This window comes from Streptosporangium album, from assembly GCF_014203795.1.
GTDB classification, from domain to species: domain Bacteria; phylum Actinomycetota; class Actinomycetes; order Streptosporangiales; family Streptosporangiaceae; genus Streptosporangium; species Streptosporangium album.
Genome location: NZ_JACHJU010000001.1, coordinates 2307720 through 2327894, shown reverse-complemented (window position 1 = coordinate 2327894; position 20175 = coordinate 2307720). Strand labels below are relative to the sequence as shown.

Here is a 20175-nt window from a genome sequence, read left to right as displayed (position 1 = left end):
CATGCGAAGAATTGTCCAGTGCTTTCTGACCGCGAACATGGTCCTCGCGCTGACCGCGTTCCTGCCGTTCGATATGGAACGCACCGGTATGGCGTCCCAGCGGTATTCCGGGCCCCCCGCGGCCCGTTTCGGGCACGCCGCCGCGCCGCCGCAGTTCCCCACCCTTCAACTCGGCGACAAGGGGAACCTGATCCGTGAGGTCCAGGTCCGTCTCGACCGGTTGGGGTTCAGTCCGGGACCTCTCGGCTCCGAGTACGGCCCCGCGCTCCGGGCTGCCGTGTGGGCCTTCCAGAAGGCCAACGGGCTGCCACCCGTCGACCGGGTCGACTCTCCGACCTGGCGCGCGCTCGCTCACCCGGAGCGTGTCAGGCCGCTGGTGCCCTCCGGGGAGCCCGCGAGGGTGGAGATCGACCTACGCCGTCAGCTGCTCACCGCGTGGCAGGACGACAAGCCCGCGCTCGTCTCCCACATCTCGACCGGCACGGGTGAGCACTACTGCAAGAACGGGCACTGCGGGGTCGCCGTCACGCCCGTCGGCGACTTCCGCGCCTGGTGGCGGACGTCGGGGTGGACCAAGGGTCCGCTGGGCGAACAGTTCTACACCGTCTACTTCAACGGCGGCATCGGCTTCCACGGCTCCGAACTGGTCCCCAGGCATCCCGCGTCCCACGGATGCATCCGGGTCCCGCTGCACAACGCCCGGCCGCTTTTCCAGATGGTCCAGACGGGGGAGCCGGTCTACGTCCGCTGATCCGCGTGAGGTGGGGCCGGCGGACCGTCCCCGGCCACTCCCTCCGGAGGGCCGGTCTCCCACCCCGGGTCTCCCGACCAGGGTCTCCCGGGTGCCGGTTCCCGCGCGCGGGTCCCTGATCACGGCTTGAACGCGGGCGGCAGGTGTCAAGGCGCGCCGGCCGGGAATGGATCCGAGCCACGCCCGGCCCGCGGCTGGCCCATGGTGGCCGGTGAGGGGGATCCGCGAGCCGGGCGTGGCAGCACCGCCCTCACCGGTGTGTCCCGCCGGAGCCGATTCCCGTGGCATCCGGCGGGAGAGACATGACTACCCGAGGTAACCGCCGAACTCCTCCAGGGAGATCAGCCCGTCACCGTCCATGTCGATCTTGACGATGGCGGCCTCCGCGGCCTCGGGGGTGATCGGCTGGCCGAGCACCTCCATGAGGCGTGTCATCTCGGTGGCCGAGATCAGGCCGTCACCGTCGACGTCGATAATCCTGAAAGTCGTCGCGTAGTCGTCCGCCACGATTGCACCGGCCTTCCGTCAGCAGGGAGATTCAGACGCCAAGCACATTAGCGGGATGCCCGCTGCCCCGGGGACGGGCCCGCTGACCACCCGCTCACACCACCGCTCCCGATCCCTCGCGCGACCCGGGCACGCGCCTGCGCACGGGCTGTGGCGGTGGCGCCGAGCTGTGCTTTTCGAACACGACCGCCAGCGGCGCCGCGACCAGGGCGGAGGACAGCGTGCCGGTGACGATGCCGATCAGCAGGGCCACCGCGAAGTCGGTCAGCGAGTCGCCGCCGAGCACGGCCAGCGCGGCCAGGATGAACAGCGCGCCCAGGCCCGTGTTCACCGTACGGGGCACGGTCTGCAGGATCGCGGTACTGGTCACCTCCGCGAACGGCGCCTTGGGGCGCAGCCCCCACAGCTCGCGGACGCGGTCGAAGACCACGACCTTGTCGTTGACCGAGTAACCGATCACGGTGAGCATCGCGGCCAGGAACACCCCGTCCACCGGCTTGCCCAGCCAGGCGAACGCGCCGAGCACGACCGCCGCGTCCGCGACCAGGGCCAGCACCGTCGCCAGGCCGAACGTCCAGCGGAACCGGAAGGCCAGGTAGGCGAGCTGGGCCGCGAGCGCGACACCCAGCGCGACCAGCGCGTTGCGGCGAAGCTCGTCACCCATGCTCGGGCCGATGAGCTCGTCGCGCTCCTTGGTGATCTGCCCGGCCCGGCTCTCCAGCGCCGCCTCGATCCTCTCCAGGCCGGTGGCGTCGATCTGGCCGGTCCGCACGGAGATGTCCGTGCCGGAGGACTGCACCACCGCCTCCGGGAACCCGGCCGCGCTGACCAGCTCGCGGGCGGTGTCGGCGGTCATCGGGGCGCTGGTGGAGTACTCCACCAGCCGGCCGCCGGTGAACTCCACCCCGAATCCGAGCCCCCGCACCGCCACCCCGGCGAGGGCGGCGGTCACCACCACGCAGGTGAGCACGAGATAGACCGTCCGGTGGCGCATCAGGTCGGGCCTGCGGGCGTTCAGCCAGGTCCGGAGGCGTCCGATGCCGGACAGGCCGGTCAGGGCGGGCCGCCCGGCCACCGACTTCCTCGACACCGCCCACTCGGCCAGCACCCGCGTGATGACCATCGCGGTGACCAGCGAGGCGACCACGCCGATGCTCAGGGTGACGCCGAAGCCGCGCACCGGCCCCGAAGCCAGGAAGAACAGCAGCCCGGCCGCGAGCAGAGTGGTGATATTGGAGTCGGCCACCGCGCTCCAGGCGTTGCGGAAGCCCTTCTCCAAGGCGGGCCGGAGCCTTGGGCGGGCGGCGTACTCCTCCCTGGCCCGCTCGAAGACCAGCACGTTGGCGTCCACCGCCATGCCGATCGCGAGCACGAAGCCCGCCAGGCCCGGCAGGGTGAGCGTGGCGCCGAGCGCCACCAGCGCCGCGTAGGAGACGAGCGCGTAACAGGCCAGGGCGACGGCGGCGAGGAACCCCACCAGCCGGTAGACCACGATGATGAACAGGGCGGTCAGCAGCACGCCGATCACGGCCGCCTCGGCGCTGGCGGTGATCGCGGCGGCGCCGAGCGTCGGGCCGACGGTCCGCTGCTCGACGATCTCGACGGGCACCGGCAGCGAGCCGCCCTTGATGAGCACGGCCAGGTCCTGCGCCTCCTCTGCGGTGAAGGAGCCGGTGATCTGGGTGGAGTCGCCCGGCAGGCCCACGTCGCAGGCCACGCCCTCGTTCACCTGCGGCGAGACGATGACCTTGGAGTCGAGCACGATGGCGACCCGCCGTTTCGGGTCGCCCACCGGTTGGCACGCGGCCTTGCCGGTCAGCTCGGCCCACGCCTTGCGGCCTCCGTCACGGAGGTCCACGGTGACGTACCAGCCGCCGCCCTGCTGGGGGTCGGTCCCGGCCTGGGCGTCGCTGACACCGTCTCCGGTGAGCCCGGCCGGGCCGATGAGCAGCCTGGTGCCGTCCTCGTCGGGGATGATCTGCTCACCCGCCTTGGCTCTGGTCGTCGCGTCGGCCAGGGCGATGACGGGGTGGAAGGTGAGCTGGGCGGTTTTGCCGATGACCTCGGCGGCCTGGGCCGGGTCCTGCACGCCGGGCAGTTCCACGATGATGCGCCGCTCGCCGGAGCGGGCCAGCGGCGCGTCGGCCACACCCAGGGCGTCGGCCCGGCGGCGGAGCACCTCAAGGGTGCGGTCGGTGGCCTCGGCGTCGGCCTTGACGGTCGGGGAGTCCCTGGTCTCCAGGACGATCTGGGTGCCGCCGCGCAGGTCGAGTCCGAGACGCGGGGGCATGGTCAACGCGACGAGAAGGGAGATGGCGATAACGGCGAACGCCGCTACCGCGCGCACCACGGGGGCACGCGACATGGAAGCCTCCACAGGCTGGGGAAAGTTTTTCGGGTACGGCGAAGCACCCGCACCGGCCGTGGGGCCTGGCTGCGAGGTGCTTTCAGGTGCCTGTGGAGGGCGGTGCCCGGCTGGGCAGGAACAGCGGGGCCGCGAGCGGACGTGGACCGTCGTCGCCCGCCCGGCGTGAGCCGGAGCCGGAGAGGCGCAGAAGCCGGTGGGCGTCGGGCGGGCGGGCCGCGACCGGATGGCCGCCGCCGGATCCGGACCCGGCGGAGCCCGCGGTGAGGGCCTGCTGCTCGCCACCGGGATGGGCCTGGTGGGAGAGGGGCTGGTGCTCCCCGGCGATCGTGGTGACGGCCGGGCGTTCCAGCAGGGCGGTGACACCGCTCCCGCCCAGCCCGCCCGAGACGAGCAGCGGGAAGAGGAGGGCGATCAGCCAGCCGAACGGCGCGCCGCGCCTCAGCTGCCGCATGATCTCCTCCAGGGGTCGGTCCCACCGTATCCCGTCAAGGACCCTTGAGGGTCACGGGCGGTGCGGGCGGTCGTGGCGGGGATCCCTCCTGGTCTTGAGCTTGTCCAGCTGGTGGATCATGTCCTCGCGGACCTCGACGAGCGCGGTGGACAGGTCCTCCTCGGCCGAGGTGGCCACCAGCGGCTCGGCCCCGGCGAGCCGGCATTCGAAGGTCACCTTCTGCTCCGCCCGGTCGCGATTCTTGACGCTCAGCCGCAGGTCCACCGAGTCGGCGGGATACGAGCGCAGCCGTTTCCCCAAGGCCGTCAACCGTTCGACGATGTCGGGACGGTCGTTCTCGGTGAAGCCCCTGCCGAGGACGAGCCGCTCGCCGAGGATGTCCGGCTGCTCGTCACCCGTGTCCGTCATGGCCCCCGCCTCTCCACCTGATGTGTTCATAACATTACATTCGGTGACGGCGGCGGGGACGACCGGCCGCCCCGGGGAGTCGGCCGGCCCGGCCCGTGTGCAGGCCCGCCCCGCGATGCGCATATGCTTCGCATGGCCGATTCCATGGATTTAGCAGAACCTCAAGGGAGAAACTGACCGTGTACAAGGAGACCGCAGTCGAGTTCGTGGTGTGGCTGATCCCCGTCGCCGTGCTGCTCGGCCTGGCCTACATGATCACCTCGACCTGACCGGAACACGGCCGAAGGTCCACCAGAGCAACACCTGCGACGCCACCAGCACCGGAGTGACCACCAGCATCGCCGGAGTGAGCAGGGTCGCGAAGGGGACACGGGGGAGGACCACGTCCCGAACTCTACCGACGCGGACCGGGGGTCACCGTTCGGCGAGGACGATCACGGAGTCGCCGGGGCCGAGGCGGAGGGTGCGTGACTTGTCGGGGTTGAGCACGACACCGAAGTGGGGCGCCTCGTTCACCCGGTCCGCCAGCCGGTAGCCGATCGCGGTCTCGCCCCGGCGACGGGCCGATTCGATCACCGAGGCGAAGCCGACCGGGGCTCCGGCGCGGATGTACTCACCGGCCGGACGGGGGTAGATCTCCGAACCGCGGGAGTCGAAGAGGTAGCCGAACACCTCGGCCAGGTGCCGGTTCTCGGTGAGCTGTGCCAGGAGCAGGCCGATGACCGTGTCGCTGATCACGATGTCGTCGGCCCGGGTGACCTCGGCCAGGGCGCGGTTGTTCTCGTCGTGCATCTCGCTGACGATGGAGTATCGCTCGCCGAGCGAGGTCTGCATGTCGCGGAGCTGGAGCAGGGTCATCAGCGTCCGGGTGTCGGCGTGACCCGTGGGGTAGCGGTCGTCGGAGAGCACGACGACGTGCTGGTAGACCCCCAGCCCCAGGGATTCCAGGGCGTAGCGGTCGGTGGTGTCGCAGCCCTTGACGTTCACCGTGAGGTTGACCAGGTCCTCGAAGCCGGTCACGGCGTCGGGATGGTCGGAGGCGATGTCCAGGACGGAGCCGGGAGCGACGTAGCCGTCGAGGCACTGGATGATGTGGCGGCCCCGGCCGTTCCAGTTGAGGATCAGGGTCCGCTCCGGGCCGGGCCTGCCGGGCTCGGCCGAGACGATCGACTCCTCCTGGGCCTGCGGCATGGCGTCCGCCAGGTGGATCATCGAGTCGTCCTGGGCGATCACGACGGCCTCGTCCGCCGCGGCGATCACGGTGTCCATCGGAGGGTTCAGCATGATGCGGCCGTCGCGGCGCAGGCCGATGACCGTGGCGGTCTGGTAGGCCGGGAGCGCCTCGCCGTACGTCAGGCCGGCCAGGTCCGCGTCGGAGCGCAGGTAGATCTCGCCGCCGGAGAAGTTGAGCAGGTCCATGCAGACCACGGACGTGCCCGACTGGCGCGACGACTGCACGATGAGCCGGGAGGCGGTGTCGTCGGAGTCGACGAGGTGGACGTCCGGGCCGCCGGCCAGCCGGGCGGCGGCCATGTTGGCGGTGCTCGCGATGGCGGCCACCACCGGCGGGTGGTCGCCGTCGCGCTTGGCCAGGGCGAGCAGCGTCTTGATGACGTGCGCGTCGGGGTCGTCGCCCTGGGGGGACAGGACGACCACCGAGCGGGCCGAGTCGAGGTTCATCAGGTCGAGGTCGGTCGGCTCGGTGGGCCGCCCGGTCCGGCAGACCAGCTTGGTCCTCCCGGTCTCCCCCACGTACTGACGGAGATCGTCGTCCATGGCGAGCTTGTCCCTGTCGGCCAGGACCGAGATGACCGACCCTCGCTCGCTGGCGTGGGCCTGGACCAGCTCGGTGATGATCGTGAAGACCTGGTCCGACCAGCCCAGGATCACGATGTGCCCGGTCTCGATGACCCGTGACCTGCCCTTGCGCAGCTGCTCGAACTTGTCCTTGAGCCCGTTGGCGAGCACACCGACCAGCGCGCTCACGATGAAGATCCCGCCCAGCGAGGCGGCGAACATCAGCGCGACGAACGGCGCGCTCCCGGTGTCGCTGGCGACCTTGCCGGGGCTCAGCGTGCGCATGAGCGTGGCCCACAGCATGCCGGCGAAGCCGTCGTGCTTGGCCGCCTCCGTCGGGGTCAGCCACAGGCTCAGCAGGGTGACCAGCAGGATCAGCCCGAGGGAGATCAGGCAGAGCCAGCCGATCAAGGCCACGGTGCCTCTCGACATGGTGGTGTCGAACCAGTACCGCACCCGCTCACTGACTGTCACCCTGGACACCGCCACCTCCCCGGTAGGTAAACGTCCGATCGGCAATCGCATAAAAGTGGCAGGTCGCTCTGGTGTTCGCAAATCCGCGGAACATGGTGCTCCAGGACGGCACGGGCTGCGGCGTCGGCCCGGGGAACACCGCCGCGGGTCGCGTCGCAGTCGGCGGCCTCGGCATCGTAGTCCAGCATGGTTCTCACCGTAGAGCGGGACTCACCCGTAGGAATTAGTGCCTTTTATCCGTGAAAGAGCATTGTCACTGGGTAGGGATCTCCCCTTTAATCGGATCTTGCAGAAGATCGGATGGGGGCTATGAGTGACGGACATCGCCGGGCACAGACCGCGATCCAGGCCATCCTCCGGCTCACCAACCTGTTGATGACCGGCAAGCGCGTGGCCGTCATCGGCCATGAGCCGGAGCTGGCCGCCCGCCTGCGGGCGATGGGCGCGCAGACCCTTGTCGCCGATCCGGCCGCGGCCCTCGACGGTCACCGGGTCATGTCCGAGGACGAGGCGGTGGCGATCGCCGACCTGGTGGTCGGGGCAACCGAGGCGCATCTGCCCTTCCTGCGGGACGGGGCGATCGTCGTCCGAGCCGAGCCATCAGAAATGTCCCGAAAGCCGGATTTGTATGAGGCGCCCGGCCTTTTCGCGGGGATGGCCGGAGTGCGGGTCCGTGACGGCGTCACCGGCTACCGGCTCGGCCCCGGCCGCGAGGTGTTCGTGCTGGACCTGGCGTGCTGACCGAGATCAGGGACGCCTCGCTCCACGCGCGCGGCCGGGAGCGGATCGCCTGGGCGCGGCGCTTCATGCCGGTGCTCGGCGCCGTCGCCGGGGAGCTCGACCTGACCGGGCGCAGGGTCGGCCTGGTGCTCGTGCTGGAGCCCAAGACCGCGAACCTGGCTCTGGCGCTCCGGGACGCCGGGGCGGAGGTGGTGGTGACCTGCCCGGCGGGCGAGACCGACGACGAGACGGCCGCGGCCCTGGTGTCCGAGGGCGTCGCCGTGCTCGCCCGCTCGGACGCCTCGCCGGAGCAGGACCGCGACTTCGCGCTGCGCATGCTCCGACAGCGGCTGGACGTGCTGGTCGACGACGGCTCCAGGGTCGTACGGCTGGCCCACGCCGCCGGCCTGCTGGACGGGCTGGCCGGCGCGGCCGAGGAGACGACCAGCGGCCTGCGCCCGCTCCGGGTCATGGCCGACCGGGGTGAACTGAGGATTCCCGTGCTGGCCGTCAACGACGCCCGCTCGAAATACCTTTTCGACAACGTGCACGGCACCGGGCAGTCCTGCGTGATGGCCGCCCTGGACCTGACCGGCCTCCAGCTCGCCGGGACCGTCTGCGTGGTCGCCGGCTACGGATACGTCGGCCAGGGCGTGGCCCGCTACGCCCGGGCACTCGGCGCCCGGGTGATCGTGACCGAGGTGGAGCCGTTCGCGGCGCTCCGCGCCCACCACGAGGGGTTCGAGGTCCGCCCGCTCCTCGACGCCTGCCCGGAGGCCGCCCTGGTGTTCTCCGCGACCGGCGTGGCGCACACGATCACCCGCGAGCACCTGGGCGCCATGAGTCCCGGTGCCGTGGTGGCCGTCGCCGGGGGCGTGCCCGAGGAGGTCGAGACCGGCGACGTGCCACCAGGCGTCACCGTGCTGGCCGACGGGGAGTGCGTGAACTGCGCGGCGGCCGAGGGCAACCCGATCGAGATCATGGATCTCTCGCTGTCGGTGCAGGCGCTCGCCGTGGACCACCTGGTGACCCACGGCCCGGCGATGGCAGCCGCCGTCCACCCCATGCCCGGCGAGCTGGATGAGCGGATCGCCCGGCTCAAGCTGCGCGCGCTGGGGATCGGCCTCGACGTACCGTCCGCACTTCAGCGTGAGTTCCTGGAAAGAGGACTGTGATCATCGAGCTGAGATCCGCCTCGGTCCGCTACCAGAGCACCGGGCGGCAGGTGCTCTCCGGGGTCGACCTGGCCGTGGGCCCCGGAGACCTCGCCCTGGTCAGCGGACCTTCCGGCGGTGGCAAGAGCACCCTGCTCCGGCTGCTCAACGGTCTCATCCCGCACGCCTACCGGGCCGAGGTGACCGGCGAGGTCGCGGTCGGCGGGCGGGCGGTGGCCGAGCAGAGCATCAGGCAGCTGTCCACCACCGTCGGCACCCTCCTCCAGGACCCCCACAAGCAGATCGTCGGCACCACCGTCGACACCGAGCTGGCCTTCGGCCCGGAGAACCTCGGCCTGTCCCGGTCCGAGATCCGCCACCGGATCGCCGAGGTGACCGACCGGGTGGGCATCCGGCACCTCATGGGCAGGGCCACCGCCGAGCTGAGCGGCGGCGAACTGCAGATGGTCGCGTTCGCCGGGGTGCTGGTGATGCGGCCCCAGGTCGTCCTGGTGGACGAGCCGCTGGCGAACCTCGACCTGGAGGCGAGCCTGCGGCTGATGCGCGCACTGCGCCGGTTCGTCGACGAGGGCGGGGCCGCCGTGGTCGTCGAGCACCGGGTCGAGGAGATCCTGGAGTTCGAGCCCACCCAGGTCCTCTACCTGGAGGACGGGCAGAGCCACTACGCGGGGAACGTGACCGGGTTCCTGGCATCCGCGCCGGTGGCGCACGTGAAACTCCCGTTCGAGACGCTGGTGGAGCGGGCCGCCGAGCTGCCCGCCGCACCGGGGGGTCCACGCCGCGACCGGACCTCCGGGCCGCTCGCCGCGCCGGGCGGCACGCGTCACGACCCGGCCGGCACGTCTCACGGGCCGGCGGGCGCCGCCCCCCGGCTGGACTACCGGGGTGTCGCGCTGGGATACGGCAGCCGGGCCGTGCTGGACGGCGTGGACCTGGTGCTCGGGACCCACGAACGGGTCGCGATCCTCGGGCGCAACGGCGCGGGGAAGTCCACCCTGCTGCGCGCCGCCGTACGGCTCCTCGAACCGCTGCGCGGCACGGTCCACGTGGACGGTGCGCCGATCGCCGAGCGCTCGACCCCGGATCTGGCGACCACCTTCGGCTATGTCTTCCAGAACCCCGGCCAGGCGCTGTTCTGCGCGACGGTCGGCGACGAGCTGGCCTTCGGCCCGCGCAACCTCGGCTGGCCGGACGAGGAGATCCGGCGGGTCTCGGAGGAGGCGCTGCGCGCGATGCTCCTCGACGGTGAGACCGACGTCATGAACCGCTCGCCGCGCACGCTCTCCTTCGGCCAGCAGCGCCGCCTCACCGTCGCCCTGGCCCTGGCCATGCGGCCCCGCACACTCATCCTCGACGAGCCCACCGCGGGCCAGGACCTGCGCACCACCACGCGGTTCATGACCCAGGTCCTCGACGCCACCGAGAGCGTCTACTTCATCACCCACGACGTCGATCTGGCGCTGACCTCGGCCGATCGGATCGTCGTCGTCGACGGGGGCCGCGTCGTCGCCGACGCCTCACCCGCCGAACTGGCTCGCGACGCGGACATCTGGTCCCGCGCCGGGCTCCGGCAGACCAGCTTGGTCCGGGCCATCCGTGACCATGTCCAGGACGCGCGGGGGATCATCCCCCATCCGTTCGACCTCGCGCGCCTCACCCCCCACCGGGAAGGAACCATCCCTTCGTGAGTACCGAGGCATTCTCCCCACGCCATTCCCCATGGGCGATCAGCTCCAGGACGGTCGTGTTCGGCGCCGTCGGCGCGGCGCTCTACGCCGTGCTGGGCCTGTTCAGCTTCCTCATCCCCGGCACGCAGAGCGTCGCCGTACGGCCCGCGTTCGCGCTGGTGCCGTTCTTCGGCAAGCGGTTCGGCGTCATCACCGGCTTCTTCGTCGGTCTGGTCGGGAACGTCATCATCGACCTCATCAGTGGCTACGGCCTGCTCTACTGGAACTGGAGCGTGGCCAACGGCCTGATCGGCGCGCTCGCCGCGCTGATCTTCACCGCGATCCCGCCGATCGCCGGTGAGGCCGTCCGGCTCGTGGTCACGGCCATCGGGGCGCTCGCCGCCACCGCGGCCGGCCTGCTGTTCGTGATCACCGACATGTGGGTCCAGCAGGGCGTCGACTTCTCGACGTTCTTCTACGTGAACTACCTGCCGGCGCTGCTGGCCAACGGCATCGCGGTCGTCATCCTCGTGCCGGCGCTGGACGCCGCCTGGGAGCCGCTCGCCAAGCGGGCGGGTCTGTAACAGGCCGATGGATGTCACGCCACGCTATCTGGGCGCGGGTTCCTTCCTCGCACGACGTGACCCGCGCGTGCTCCTGCTGGTCCCCGTGCTCTATTTCGTGGCGGTGGTGAACGTCGCCGACCTCCGCGGCATGCTCGTGTGCGCCGCGGTCGCCATGGTGTACTACCGCGCCGCGGGCATCCCGTGGCGCGGTGTCAGGGCCAACTGGATCTTCATGCTGACCTTCACCACGCTGCTGGTGGTGATGAACAGCATCATCACCTCGACCGACACCCGTGAGGGGGCCGGGGAAACGCTGTTCACCATCCCGCTCTCCGGGACGGAGATCACCTGGGTCACCCTGTCGTACGCGATCACCATGCTGGTCCGCTACGCCTCCCTGGCCATGGTCAGCTTCCCGGTGGCCTTCGACATCGCCCCCGCCGACCTCGGCACCGCCCTCGCCCGGCTCCGCCTGTCACAGCGGCTCGCCTACGGCGTGGACCTGACGTTCCGGTTCCTGCCGTCCACGGTCGTCTCGATGCGCGAGACCATCGACGCCCAGCGGGTCCGCGGCTACGAGCACAGCCGCAGCCGCAACCCGCTGCGGAAGCTCGCCTCGCTGAAGCCCGTCGTCGTCCCCGTGACGGTGAACGCGCTGATCGACGCCGAGGACACCGCCAACGCCATGGACCTGCGCGGCTTCGGCGCCAAGCACCGCACCTGGATGCGCGAGCTCGGCTTCGACCGTACCGACTACCTGGTCCTGGGCGCGTTCCTGGCGCTCACCGTGGCGATGACCGCCGCCAAGTTCTTCGGGCCGTTCGGCGAGGTGTGGACGCCGTGACCTCGCCGCGGAGCCCCCGGTGGACGGGCACTGTGATCCACTCAGCGCCGCTGGTCCTGCCGGTCAGCGGGCCCCCGCTCCACGACGGAGCCCTGGCCGTACGGCACGGCCGCGTCGCCGCCCTCGGCCCGCGTGCCGAGATCCTGGCCGCGTGGCCGGACGGGGAGGAGACCCGCTGGGACGGCATGATCGTCGCCGGGCTGGTCAACGCCCACACCCACCTGCAGTACACGCACATGGCCGAGGTCGGGCAGCGCCGCTACGCCTCCTTCGAGGAGTGGTCCACCGCCTTCGACGCGGTCTACTTCGGCGCCCCGATCGACTGGGCGGCCAGCGCCCGCGACGGCGCGTCGCAGGCTCTGCGGTCGGGGACCACCTCGGCCGCCGACGTCGTCACCGACCTGGTGGCGGCCGGCGCGCTGCGGGACGCGGGCCTGGGCGGCCTGCCGTACCTGGAGGCTCTCGGCGACACCGACGCGAGCTGGGCCGTGTCGGGGCGGGAGCGGTTCGGCGCCCTGCTCGACGCGGTGGGGCCGCCGGTGGGCGTCTCCCCGCACGCGCCCTACACGCTCGACACCGGGGTGCTGCGCGACACGGCCGCCCTGGCCCGTTCCCGGCGGCTGCGCCTCCACATCCACCTGGCCGAGGGCGCGCACGAGCGGGAGTACACGGTCTCGGGCACCGGGCCGCTGGCCCGGATGGTCAGGGAGCTGGGGTTCGACTTCGCCATCCTGCGCGAGGGGGGCACGGGCCTCGGCCCCACCGCCCTCCTGGACGGGCTCGGCATGCTCGGGCCGGACTGTCACATCGCGCACGGCACCCACCTGGACGCCGCCGACCGGGCCCTGCTCCGCGCGCGCGGCACCGCCGTCGCGCTCTGCCCCCGTTCCAACCAGACGGTCGGCGCGGGGGACCCGGACGTGGCGGCGCTGCTCACCGAGGGCAATCCCATCGCGGTCGGCACGGACTCGCTCTCCTCCTCGCCGTCGCTGGACGTGCTGGCCGACGTCGCCGTCCTCCGCGACCTCGCGGTACGGCAGGGCTACCGGGCCGCCGACCTGGACCGGCGGCTGGTCGAGGCCGCCACGCTGGGCGGGGCCCGCGCCCTGGGCATCCCCGAGGGGCTCACCCCCGGCGGACCGGCGGACTTCGCGGTCTTCGACGTCTCCGCGGGGACGGAGCCGTACCGGATCCTCGTCGAGGAAGGGCCGGGACGCTGCGTCGCGACGGCCGTCGGAGGAAAGATGATCTGGGATCACCGGACAGCGGCCGTCGTTGGATGTTAATCTCCGATCTTTCCCGCTATTTGTCTATATTGCGGACATCGATATCGCAGGCATGGTGTCATGGGATCCCGGACCATTCGCTTCAAGCTGTACGCGCTGCTCAGCCTCCCCATCGTGGCGCTCATCGCGCTCTGGACGTTCGTCACGGGGTATGTCGTCGGGGACTTCTTCGAGCTGCGCTCAGCCACCACGCTGTACGAGCGGGTGTCGGCGCCCGCCGCCGCCCTGGTCGCCGAGGTGCAGAACGAGCGCAAGCTCTCGGCCGTCGCGCTGAGCAAGGACGTCTCCCAGCCCGATGACCTGACCGAGGCGCGGAGCCGGACCAACAAGGCGATCACCGACTTCCGCACCCAGGCCACCTCGCTGGAGGCGACCACGGTCACCGACCCGGGACTGGCCGCGGCGGTCAAGCGGGTCCTCGCGGAGACCGACGAGGTGCGCTCCATCCGCAGGAACGTCGACGGGCGCACGGCCAACCGGCTGCAGACCGTCCAGGCGTTCAGCAGGATCACCGACGCGGCCTACCGGCTCCAGGACCAGGTCGTCACCGTCTCGGACATCCGGCTCTACCAGCAGGCCGTCGGGCTCCAGCGGATCACCCACGCGCACGACCTGCTGTCCAGGGAGGACGCGCTGGTCTCCGGCGCCACCATCGCGGGCCGGCTGACCCACGACGAGTACGAGGCGATGGAGGTGCTCGCGCCGAACCGGCGGATGCTGCTCACCGAGGGCGCCGCCACGCTGGACGAAGAGCTGCGCGGACCTCTGAACTCGCTCACCGACTCTCTCGCCTACCGGGGACTGGTCACCCTGGAGCTCGACATGGTCGACAGGTCGCAGCTGCCCCGGGACCGGGACGCCTGGCGAGCCCTCGCCGGCTCCTTCGACCTGACCATGGACCGCTTCCTGGCCAGCCGCGCCGAGCTGCTGAACAGCCGAGCCGACGACGCCGCGGGCGGCATCATCACGAAGATCGTCCTCGCCGGCGGCCTCGGTCTCGCCGCCATTCTGGGCGCGGTCGTCCTGTCCGCGCGGCTCGGCCGGGGACTCGCCGAAGAGCTGGGCAGCCTGCGTTTGGCGGCCCTGGACCTGGCCGAGGTGCGGCTGCCGCAGGTCGTCGAGCGGCTCCGCAAGGGCGAGTCCGTGGACGTGGAGACCGAGGCGCCGCCGATCCCCACGACCGGCACCACCATGGAGATCACCGACGTCGGCCGGGCGTTCTCCACCGTGCAGCGCACGGCCGTCCAGGCCGCCGTGGGAGAGGCCCGGCTCCGCCAGGGATTCAACCGGGTCTTCCGCAACCTGGCACGGCGCAACCAGTCACTGGTCCACCGCCAGCTCGCCCAGCTCGACTCCATGCAGCGCAAGACCAACGATCCGTGCGCGCTGGAGGACCTCTACCGGCTCGACCACCTCACCACCCGCATGCGGCGGCAGTCGGAGGGCCTGGTCATCCTCTCCGGCGCCACCGCCGGTCGCACCTGGCGCAACCCCGTCCCCCTCATGGACGTGGTCCGCGCGGCCGTGGCCGAGGTCGAGGACTACCAGCGGGTCACCGTCCCGCCCCTGCCGGACGCCCGGCTGACCGGTTCCGCCACCGCCGACGTCACCCACCTGCTGGCCGAGCTGCTGGAGAACGCGACCTCCTTCTCGCCGCCGACCGCCCAGGTGAGAGTCCGCGGGGAGATCGTCGGGCGGGGCTTCGTGATCGAGATCGAGGACCGGGGCCTCGGCATGAAGGAGATCGAACGCGAGGCGATCAACGGACGCCTGGCCACCCCGCCCGAGTTCGACGTGGCCGACAGCGAGCAGCTCGGCCTGTTCGTGGTGAGCCAGCTCGCCGCCCGCCACGGCATCAAGGTCACGCTGAGCCGCTCGCCCTTCGGCGGGACCACCGCGGTCGTGCTCATCCCGCAGGCCGTGCTCGCCGAAACCGAGCCCGAGCAGCGGCAGATGCCGGCCGTGCGAGCTCTCGAATAGCCAGAGCGGCGGTGAGGTGGCCATCGGGACACGGCTTCTGGAAGATGGCGTGGGGAAGCATCCATTCGAGGAGGCGGTTGTGCGCGAGGTGAACATCTCGCACAGCGAGCTGAGCGAGACGGCATCGGCTCTGGCTCGGCTGTCGGGCGAACTGGTGCGCGATGTGGAGACGTTCCGTATGGGCCTCGCCGAAGACGGCGACCCCCTGGGTGACGGCGAGCTGACCGGGGAGCTCGGGGAGTTTCATCGCAGGCTTGTCCAGATGCTCGTGGACAAGGGGCAAGGCATCGCCGACCAGTACGGCACGGTGTCGGAGAGACTCTGGACGATGTCTGTAAACCACCGGGGCGGCGAGCGGGTGAGCGAGGAGGCGATCGAGAAGATCACCCATCCGGACGTGCGGGACGTGTGACGTGGATCAGGTCCGCGGCCGGCCGAAGTCGGCGCGGGGCAGGTGAACGCCGATCCTCCCGGAGGGGTTGACCGCCGGGTGGACGCGGGCCTCCTTGCGCAGGTCGTCGGTCACCTGTGGTGGCTCTGCCAAGGATGTCATCCTTCAGGGGAGTAATGCGGATTGGGGATGAACGGGTCGAACATGCCTCCCCCGCGATATCGCTGGGCACCCACGATGTACCGCCGATCGATGCCGCCGGGGACAGCCACCTCCCGCTCCGTCCGAATGGGGCGCAGGTATGTGTTCACCCGCGCCGAACGGCGCACGTCGATCCCGCCCGGGACGTCGACGAGGTATCGGTAGAAGCCGTTGTGACGCGCCCGCACGATCAGATTGATATCGCGGGAGGTGGACACGAACCCTCCGGGATGGCCGTGGATGAACTCGTGCAGATCCAGCTCATCCCCCTGTGGTTGGAATCCCTCCTCGAATATCCGGTCCGGTCCGCGGGAGTCGTACCGCCCCAGGATCCTGCGCTCGGTGCGCCACACCACGTCACGCGGCACGATGTCATCGGGATCGAAGGAACGGTCGGCGGCCGCCTGCGTGCGGTCCCGGAGGAGATGCGCCGGCCAGCGCCGGGGAGTGCGGATCAGGGGCCGGCCAAGGCGTTCGGCCGCCCTCGCGAAGGGACGCCCCACCACCCGCTGGAGCAGTTCGACGATCTTGTTGCGCAGCCGGTTGAGAACGGCCCGCTCGGCCACGACCGCCGCCACCGCGCCTCCGGGGAGAATGCTCGCCGTCACCAGCCGTACGAGCAGTCCGATGAGCGCCGCGATGATGCCGAGCTTGTACGCGAGGACGACGACCGCAGCGGCCAGTAGCGCGACACCGACGAGCCGGGCCGCTTCGGCGAGGTCTCCGACATGGGAGGACACGCTCTCCTCGCCGGTCCAGTCGGCGTGGAAGGCGTCAACGCCCTCACCGGTGTTACGGCTGGTGAACCGGACGGCCAGGTCGTCGCCATCGCGTCCGAGACGCTCCGCCATGTCCGCGAACCTCAACCACCGCTGACCTGCCGCGTAAATGACGGTCTCGTCCTGTGGCCACGACAAGCCGGTCAGTTCCAGAACAGGGACGAGCCCGGCCGGTGGCTCCAGCCCCATCAGCGGGACGGGCGTTCGTGACGCATGTGATGAGAGCCTGACCTTCCGGAGACCGCGGCGAACCCGATGATCATCACTCTCGCCTTGCGGATGTCCCCTTCGGTAACCGTGAGACCGACAGCCGATGGCATTCCGGTGAACACGGGTATGGCTACGTGTTCCTGACCCGGCCAGCCGATCTTCCGTCTCGGACAAGCCCCGTCAGCTCCCGCACGGCGAGCGCGGCGGCCAGGCAGGCGACGGGGATGACCGGCAGGACGTAGCGGTGGTCGAAGTCCAGCACCGCCACCGGACCCACCAGCAGCCCTGCCGCCACGCCCCAGGGCAGTAGCACGGCACGCCGTCGCAGCACCGCGCCCGCCGCGCCCAGCAGCAGGAGCACGCCGATCAGCGGGCCGCGCAGGTACGCGGGGTACTGGTAGGCGACCAGGAAATCCGCGTACGGCCGGACCGAGTACAGGCCCCGGATGCCCGGGTCGTACTCCCGCTTCACCGTGTCGATCAGCGGGAACTCGGGCAGCGGCCAGCTCCCGTGCGCGAAGCCGAAGGCCGGGGTGACCCGTTTGGGGTGGGCGACCGGGGTCCAGGCGAAGGTCAGCGCGGTGTCCTTCGCCACCTCGCGGAGATAGTCGAACGGCTGGGCCATGATGGCGCTGATCGCGAACGAGCGGGCGAGCTCGTTGTGGGAGAACCGGTCCCCCGGGAGCCTGTTGAGTGAGGCTTCCGGGGCCCAGACGTATTCGGAGGCCGCGTCCACCACCGTCCCGTTGGGGCAGAGCTTCGCCTGCTCCGGCGTCGGCCTGATCACCGCGCAGTCGGCGAAGGTCATGGTGCGCGCCCAGAGCGCGACCCCGTCGGCGCCGCTGAGGGCGAACCTGCCGTGGTGCTGGCCGTACCAGCCCGCGTAGGCCACGAGCGGCAGCGTCCCGGCCAGCGTCATGGCCGCCAGGGGCCGCCAGCCGATCCGCCGGACGGCCAGCAGGACCAGCACCAGGATGAGCAGCGGCAGTGCGATCGTCCGGGTCAGCGCGGCCATCGCGAACAGCAGGCCCGCCCCTGCGGCGGCCCGCGTCGACAGCTCCGGCGACCACATCAGGACGGTGAGCCCGGCGACGATCAAGAGGTTGAACTGCGTGTCCGACAGGACGCTGTGTTCGAGCCGGAGGAACGAGGCGTCGAACAGGACGGGCGCCGCGGCCAGGCTCGCCCCCCAGCCGGGCAGCGACTTACGGCGCAGCAGGGCGTAGACCATCAGCCCGATGCCCAGCCCCATGGCGTGCTGGACACCCGCGATCACCTCCACGCTGTGGAACGGCCACAGGGCTCTCAGCAGCAGCGGGTAGCCGATCGGGTGGAAGGCGGCCGACGGCTTGAGATGGACGGCGGTGTCCAGGTAGGTGAAGGAGTCGTACCAGTACACCTGGGCGGGGCGGTAGCCGAGCATCGTGACCACCCGGAGGGCCGCGGCCAGCGCCAGGACCACGGCGAAGAGGCGGTGACCGGTGAGGACGCGGCCGGTCCGGGGGAGGGCCGCGGGACGGACGTCTGTGAGCACGTGGATCCGATCGTCGAGGGGGAGTTCCGCGCATGCCGAGGAGAGCGCGGAGGAGGTTTCGCGCAGGCGGGGGAGAGCACATGGCGCGGAGGAGGTCTGGCGCACGTGAAAGGGGGCGCGCGGCGTGGAGAAGTTCGCCGATGTGCGGGGGCGTCTTCCCGGCCCGCACCCGGGTCCGGACGTGCGGCGGGCTCGCGCCCGGACTCAGCCTCGGGGATGCCGGTGCGGGCATGGGAGGAGGGGCTGTCAGGACGTGGGCGGCCCGGTCACGACGTTCCCACGCCCTGACCGTCCTCCGGGGTGCCCTTCTCGCACTGGTTCTCCGGAGCGAATTCCGCCTCGGGCGGGGCGAGCTTCTTCCTGGTGGGCGAGACCAGCATGAGCGCCGAGGTCGCGGACTCCAGGACGCCGTCGTGGACGTACCACGATCCGGGCACCGAGGCCGGTGTCCCCTCGTTGCCGACGAACTTCAGGCCGATGCCCCGCTTCTGGAGCAGCGGCCGCACCTCGTCGAGGGTCCTGTTGACGAAGGCGACGCAGTGCAGCGGCTCGCCGGGCGCCGCGAGGCTGACCCGCAACCTGTACATCTCGCCGGGGCGGCCCTTGCGCGCGAGGGAGATCTCAGCCCGGCCCTTGTAGGCGACGGGGACCCTGAGCCCGATCGGGCAGCTCACCTCCGGGCGGTAGCAGGCTCCCGCCCGGTCGGTCGTCGTGATGAGGTCCTTCCTCTCCTGCTGCTGCGCGTTGGACAGGCCGTCGGCCTGCGGGTCCATCACCATCATCCGGCCGTCGAGGCTCGACGGCGCCGAATCGACGCTGAGCGTGATCCCGATGCCGCGGGCCTGTAGCTCGCGCTCGTACGACTCCGGGTCGGCGTAGAGATCCTTCACCGTGATGACGTAGTAGTCGCCCTCCTGCCGGATGTCCAGGGCGGCGGAGGCCGGGGACGTGCCGTAGCCGCCGGGGAGCACCCAGCCCAGGGCCATCGCCGCGGTGGCGAGCCCGGCGACGATCGGTACGGCGAACCGGCGGGCGGGGGAGACGGGACGGCCGGCGCTCCACCGGCGGGCGGGACGGGTGGCGAACCACCGGTGGAACCTGCCGGGCGCGACGGCCGGGGCCGTGGTGATCTCGTCGAAGAGCTCTCTGGCCCCCGGGGTCATGCCCGGGCCCGGGTCGGGCGCGATCCCCGCGACGATCCGGTCGATGTCGTTGATCACAGCTGTCCCTTCGCCAGCGCCACCGCGCGCGAGCCGTACCTGGTCATGTCGTATCCCGCGGAGGTCAGCTCCCGGGCGAGCCGTTTGCGGGCCCGGTGCAGCCGGAGGCGTACGGCGCCGCGCGAGCAGCCCAGCACCTTCGCGATCTCCTCGGAGCTCAGGCCCTCCCAGCTCACCAGGGAGAGCAGCTCCCGGTCCTCGGGGCTCAGCCGCCGGAACGCCGCGCGGACCCCGTCGGGGTCCTCCTCGACGGCGTTCTCGGCCCAGACGGTCAGCTCCGCGCGGAGCCGTACGGCCAGCGCGCTCCGCCGGGTCTCCTCCCGCCGCCGGTTGGCCAGGACCCGCCGGGCCACGCCGTACAGCCAGAGCCGGGCGTCGTGTCCCTGGGGGATGTCGTCCATCCGGCGCCAGGCCGTGGTGAACGTCTCGGCGAGCGCGTCGGCCGCGTCGTCGGGGGAATCGGTGCGCCGCCGCACGTAGGCGAGGAGATCCGGGTAGTGCGCGTCATAGATCTCCTCGAAGCGCTGCTTCGGGTCAGGGGGGCCCACTCTGCTCCCTTTCCAAGGGGACTCGTCACCTGTACCTGTCCGGACCCGGGGTTCTGTTTCACCTTTAAGGCGATTGTTGTGATTGAAGCAGTTTCAAGGCCGGCACCCTGCACGCCAGGGCGGCCCAGAGCCTGAACCGCCGGGGACTGCTGGAGGCGGTGGGCGGGTCCTCCTACGGGGAGGTGCGCTTCCACCGGGCATCCCGTTCACCGGCACCCCGGCGGGCGTCGCCTGGTGCGCCCCCGGTGACGCGTCCTCTCTCCGGGCCGCGCTCCGCCGCTGGTTCGGCGAGCCCGGC

Annotated in this window: 20 protein-coding genes; 9 read left to right on the top strand and 11 right to left on the bottom strand. The window is 71.1% G+C overall.

The genetic code is table 11. The annotated features are described in order from the left end of the window. The first annotated feature begins 1 nt into the window (after position 1). Entirely contained in the window at positions 2 to 751 is a 750-nt protein-coding gene (locus FHR32_RS10980) for a L,D-transpeptidase family protein (RefSeq protein WP_184754214.1), read from the top strand. Between the two features lie 306 nt (positions 752 to 1057). Here the strand turns inward: FHR32_RS10980 and FHR32_RS10975 are convergent, their stop codons facing one another. From FHR32_RS10975 to FHR32_RS10955, 6 genes are all read right to left on the bottom strand, one after another. Next, the gene (locus tag FHR32_RS10975; protein ID WP_184754213.1) at positions 1058 to 1258 is read right to left on the bottom strand and encodes an EF-hand domain-containing protein; all 201 of its coding nucleotides are present in this window, start codon (positions 1256 to 1258) and stop codon (positions 1058 to 1060) included. 94 nt (positions 1259 to 1352) lie between these two features. Next, the gene (gene secD, locus FHR32_RS10970; RefSeq protein ID WP_184754212.1) at positions 1353 to 3623 is read right to left on the bottom strand and encodes a protein translocase subunit SecD; all 2271 of its coding nucleotides are present in this window, start codon (positions 3621 to 3623) and stop codon (positions 1353 to 1355) included. An 82-nt stretch (positions 3624 to 3705) separates the two neighbouring features. Beyond that, positions 3706 to 4077, bottom strand: a complete 372-nt coding sequence (locus FHR32_RS10965) for a hypothetical protein (RefSeq protein ID WP_184754211.1) — start codon at positions 4075 to 4077, stop codon at positions 3706 to 3708. 51 nt (positions 4078 to 4128) lie between these two features. After that, positions 4129 to 4485 carry an HPF/RaiA family ribosome-associated protein gene (locus tag FHR32_RS10960; RefSeq protein ID WP_184754210.1) on the bottom strand — a complete coding sequence of 119 codons (357 nt, stop codon included), beginning with the start codon at positions 4483 to 4485 and terminating at the stop codon, positions 4129 to 4131. A gap of 255 nt (positions 4486 to 4740) precedes the next feature. Continuing rightward, entirely contained in the window at positions 4741 to 4869 is a 129-nt protein-coding gene (locus FHR32_RS45885) for a hypothetical protein (RefSeq protein WP_281390865.1), read from the bottom strand. 30 nt (positions 4870 to 4899) lie between these two features. After that, complete coding sequence (locus FHR32_RS10955; RefSeq protein WP_184754209.1) at positions 4900 to 6765, bottom strand: CASTOR/POLLUX-related putative ion channel; 1866 nt, start codon at positions 6763 to 6765, stop codon at positions 4900 to 4902. A 300-nt stretch (positions 6766 to 7065) separates the two neighbouring features. On the opposite strand from FHR32_RS10955, the gene FHR32_RS10950 reads away from it, so the two are divergent. From FHR32_RS10950 to FHR32_RS10915, 8 genes are read left to right on the top strand one after another with little or no spacing between them, the layout of a single operon-like run. Beyond that, positions 7066 to 7497 (top strand): Rossmann-fold NAD(P)-binding domain-containing protein, encoded by a 432-nt coding sequence (locus FHR32_RS10950; RefSeq protein ID WP_184754208.1) that lies wholly within the window; start codon positions 7066 to 7068, stop codon positions 7495 to 7497. Beyond that, entirely contained in the window at positions 7491 to 8651 is a 1161-nt protein-coding gene (locus FHR32_RS10945) for an adenosylhomocysteinase (protein WP_184754207.1), read from the top strand. The genes FHR32_RS10950 and FHR32_RS10945 overlap by 7 nt, the downstream gene beginning before the upstream one ends. Then, positions 8648 to 10339 carry an ABC transporter ATP-binding protein gene (locus FHR32_RS10940; RefSeq protein WP_184754206.1) on the top strand — a complete coding sequence of 564 codons (1692 nt, stop codon included), beginning with the start codon at positions 8648 to 8650 and terminating at the stop codon, positions 10337 to 10339. The genes FHR32_RS10945 and FHR32_RS10940 overlap by 4 nt, the downstream gene beginning before the upstream one ends. Continuing rightward, positions 10336 to 10902 (top strand): ECF transporter S component, encoded by a 567-nt coding sequence (locus FHR32_RS10935; RefSeq protein WP_184754205.1) that lies wholly within the window; start codon positions 10336 to 10338, stop codon positions 10900 to 10902. Before FHR32_RS10940 ends, FHR32_RS10935 begins: the two co-directional genes overlap by 4 nt. Positions 10903 to 10909: 7 nt before the next feature. Further along, the gene (locus tag FHR32_RS10930) at positions 10910 to 11728 is read left to right on the top strand and encodes an energy-coupling factor transporter transmembrane component T family protein (RefSeq protein WP_184754204.1); all 819 of its coding nucleotides are present in this window, start codon (positions 10910 to 10912) and stop codon (positions 11726 to 11728) included. Continuing rightward, a complete protein-coding gene (locus FHR32_RS10925; RefSeq protein ID WP_221465355.1) occupies positions 11725 to 13014 on the top strand; it encodes an amidohydrolase family protein in 1290 nt (429 codons plus the stop codon). The genes FHR32_RS10930 and FHR32_RS10925 overlap by 4 nt, the downstream gene beginning before the upstream one ends. A gap of 60 nt (positions 13015 to 13074) precedes the next feature. Then, positions 13075 to 14994: a sensor histidine kinase gene (locus tag FHR32_RS10920; protein WP_184754203.1), complete on the top strand. Its 1920-nt coding sequence runs from the start codon at positions 13075 to 13077 to the stop codon at positions 14992 to 14994. A 49-nt stretch (positions 14995 to 15043) separates the two neighbouring features. Beyond that, entirely contained in the window at positions 15044 to 15406 is a 363-nt protein-coding gene (locus tag FHR32_RS10915) for a hypothetical protein (protein WP_184754202.1), read from the top strand. Positions 15407 to 15412: 6 nt separating this feature from the next. On the opposite strand, the gene FHR32_RS45880 is transcribed toward FHR32_RS10915, so the two are convergent. The 5 genes from FHR32_RS45880 to FHR32_RS10895 form a co-directional block, all read right to left on the bottom strand. Continuing rightward, complete coding sequence (locus FHR32_RS45880; RefSeq protein ID WP_281390864.1) at positions 15413 to 15538, bottom strand: hypothetical protein; 126 nt, start codon at positions 15536 to 15538, stop codon at positions 15413 to 15415. A 5-nt stretch (positions 15539 to 15543) separates the two neighbouring features. Further along, positions 15544 to 16554 carry a scabin-related ADP-ribosyltransferase gene (locus FHR32_RS10910; RefSeq protein WP_446696836.1) on the bottom strand — a complete coding sequence of 337 codons (1011 nt, stop codon included), beginning with the start codon at positions 16552 to 16554 and terminating at the stop codon, positions 15544 to 15546. A gap of 151 nt (positions 16555 to 16705) precedes the next feature. After that, positions 16706 to 18109, bottom strand: a complete 1404-nt coding sequence (locus tag FHR32_RS10905) for a hypothetical protein (protein ID WP_184754200.1) — start codon at positions 18107 to 18109, stop codon at positions 16706 to 16708. Positions 18110 to 18375: 266 nt separating this feature from the next. After that, a complete protein-coding gene (locus tag FHR32_RS10900) occupies positions 18376 to 19329 on the bottom strand; it encodes a hypothetical protein (RefSeq protein WP_184754199.1) in 954 nt (317 codons plus the stop codon). Then, a complete protein-coding gene (locus FHR32_RS10895; RefSeq protein WP_184754198.1) occupies positions 19326 to 19877 on the bottom strand; it encodes an RNA polymerase sigma factor in 552 nt (183 codons plus the stop codon). Before FHR32_RS10895 ends, FHR32_RS10900 begins: the two co-directional genes overlap by 4 nt. Positions 19878 to 20175 lie beyond the last annotated feature (298 nt).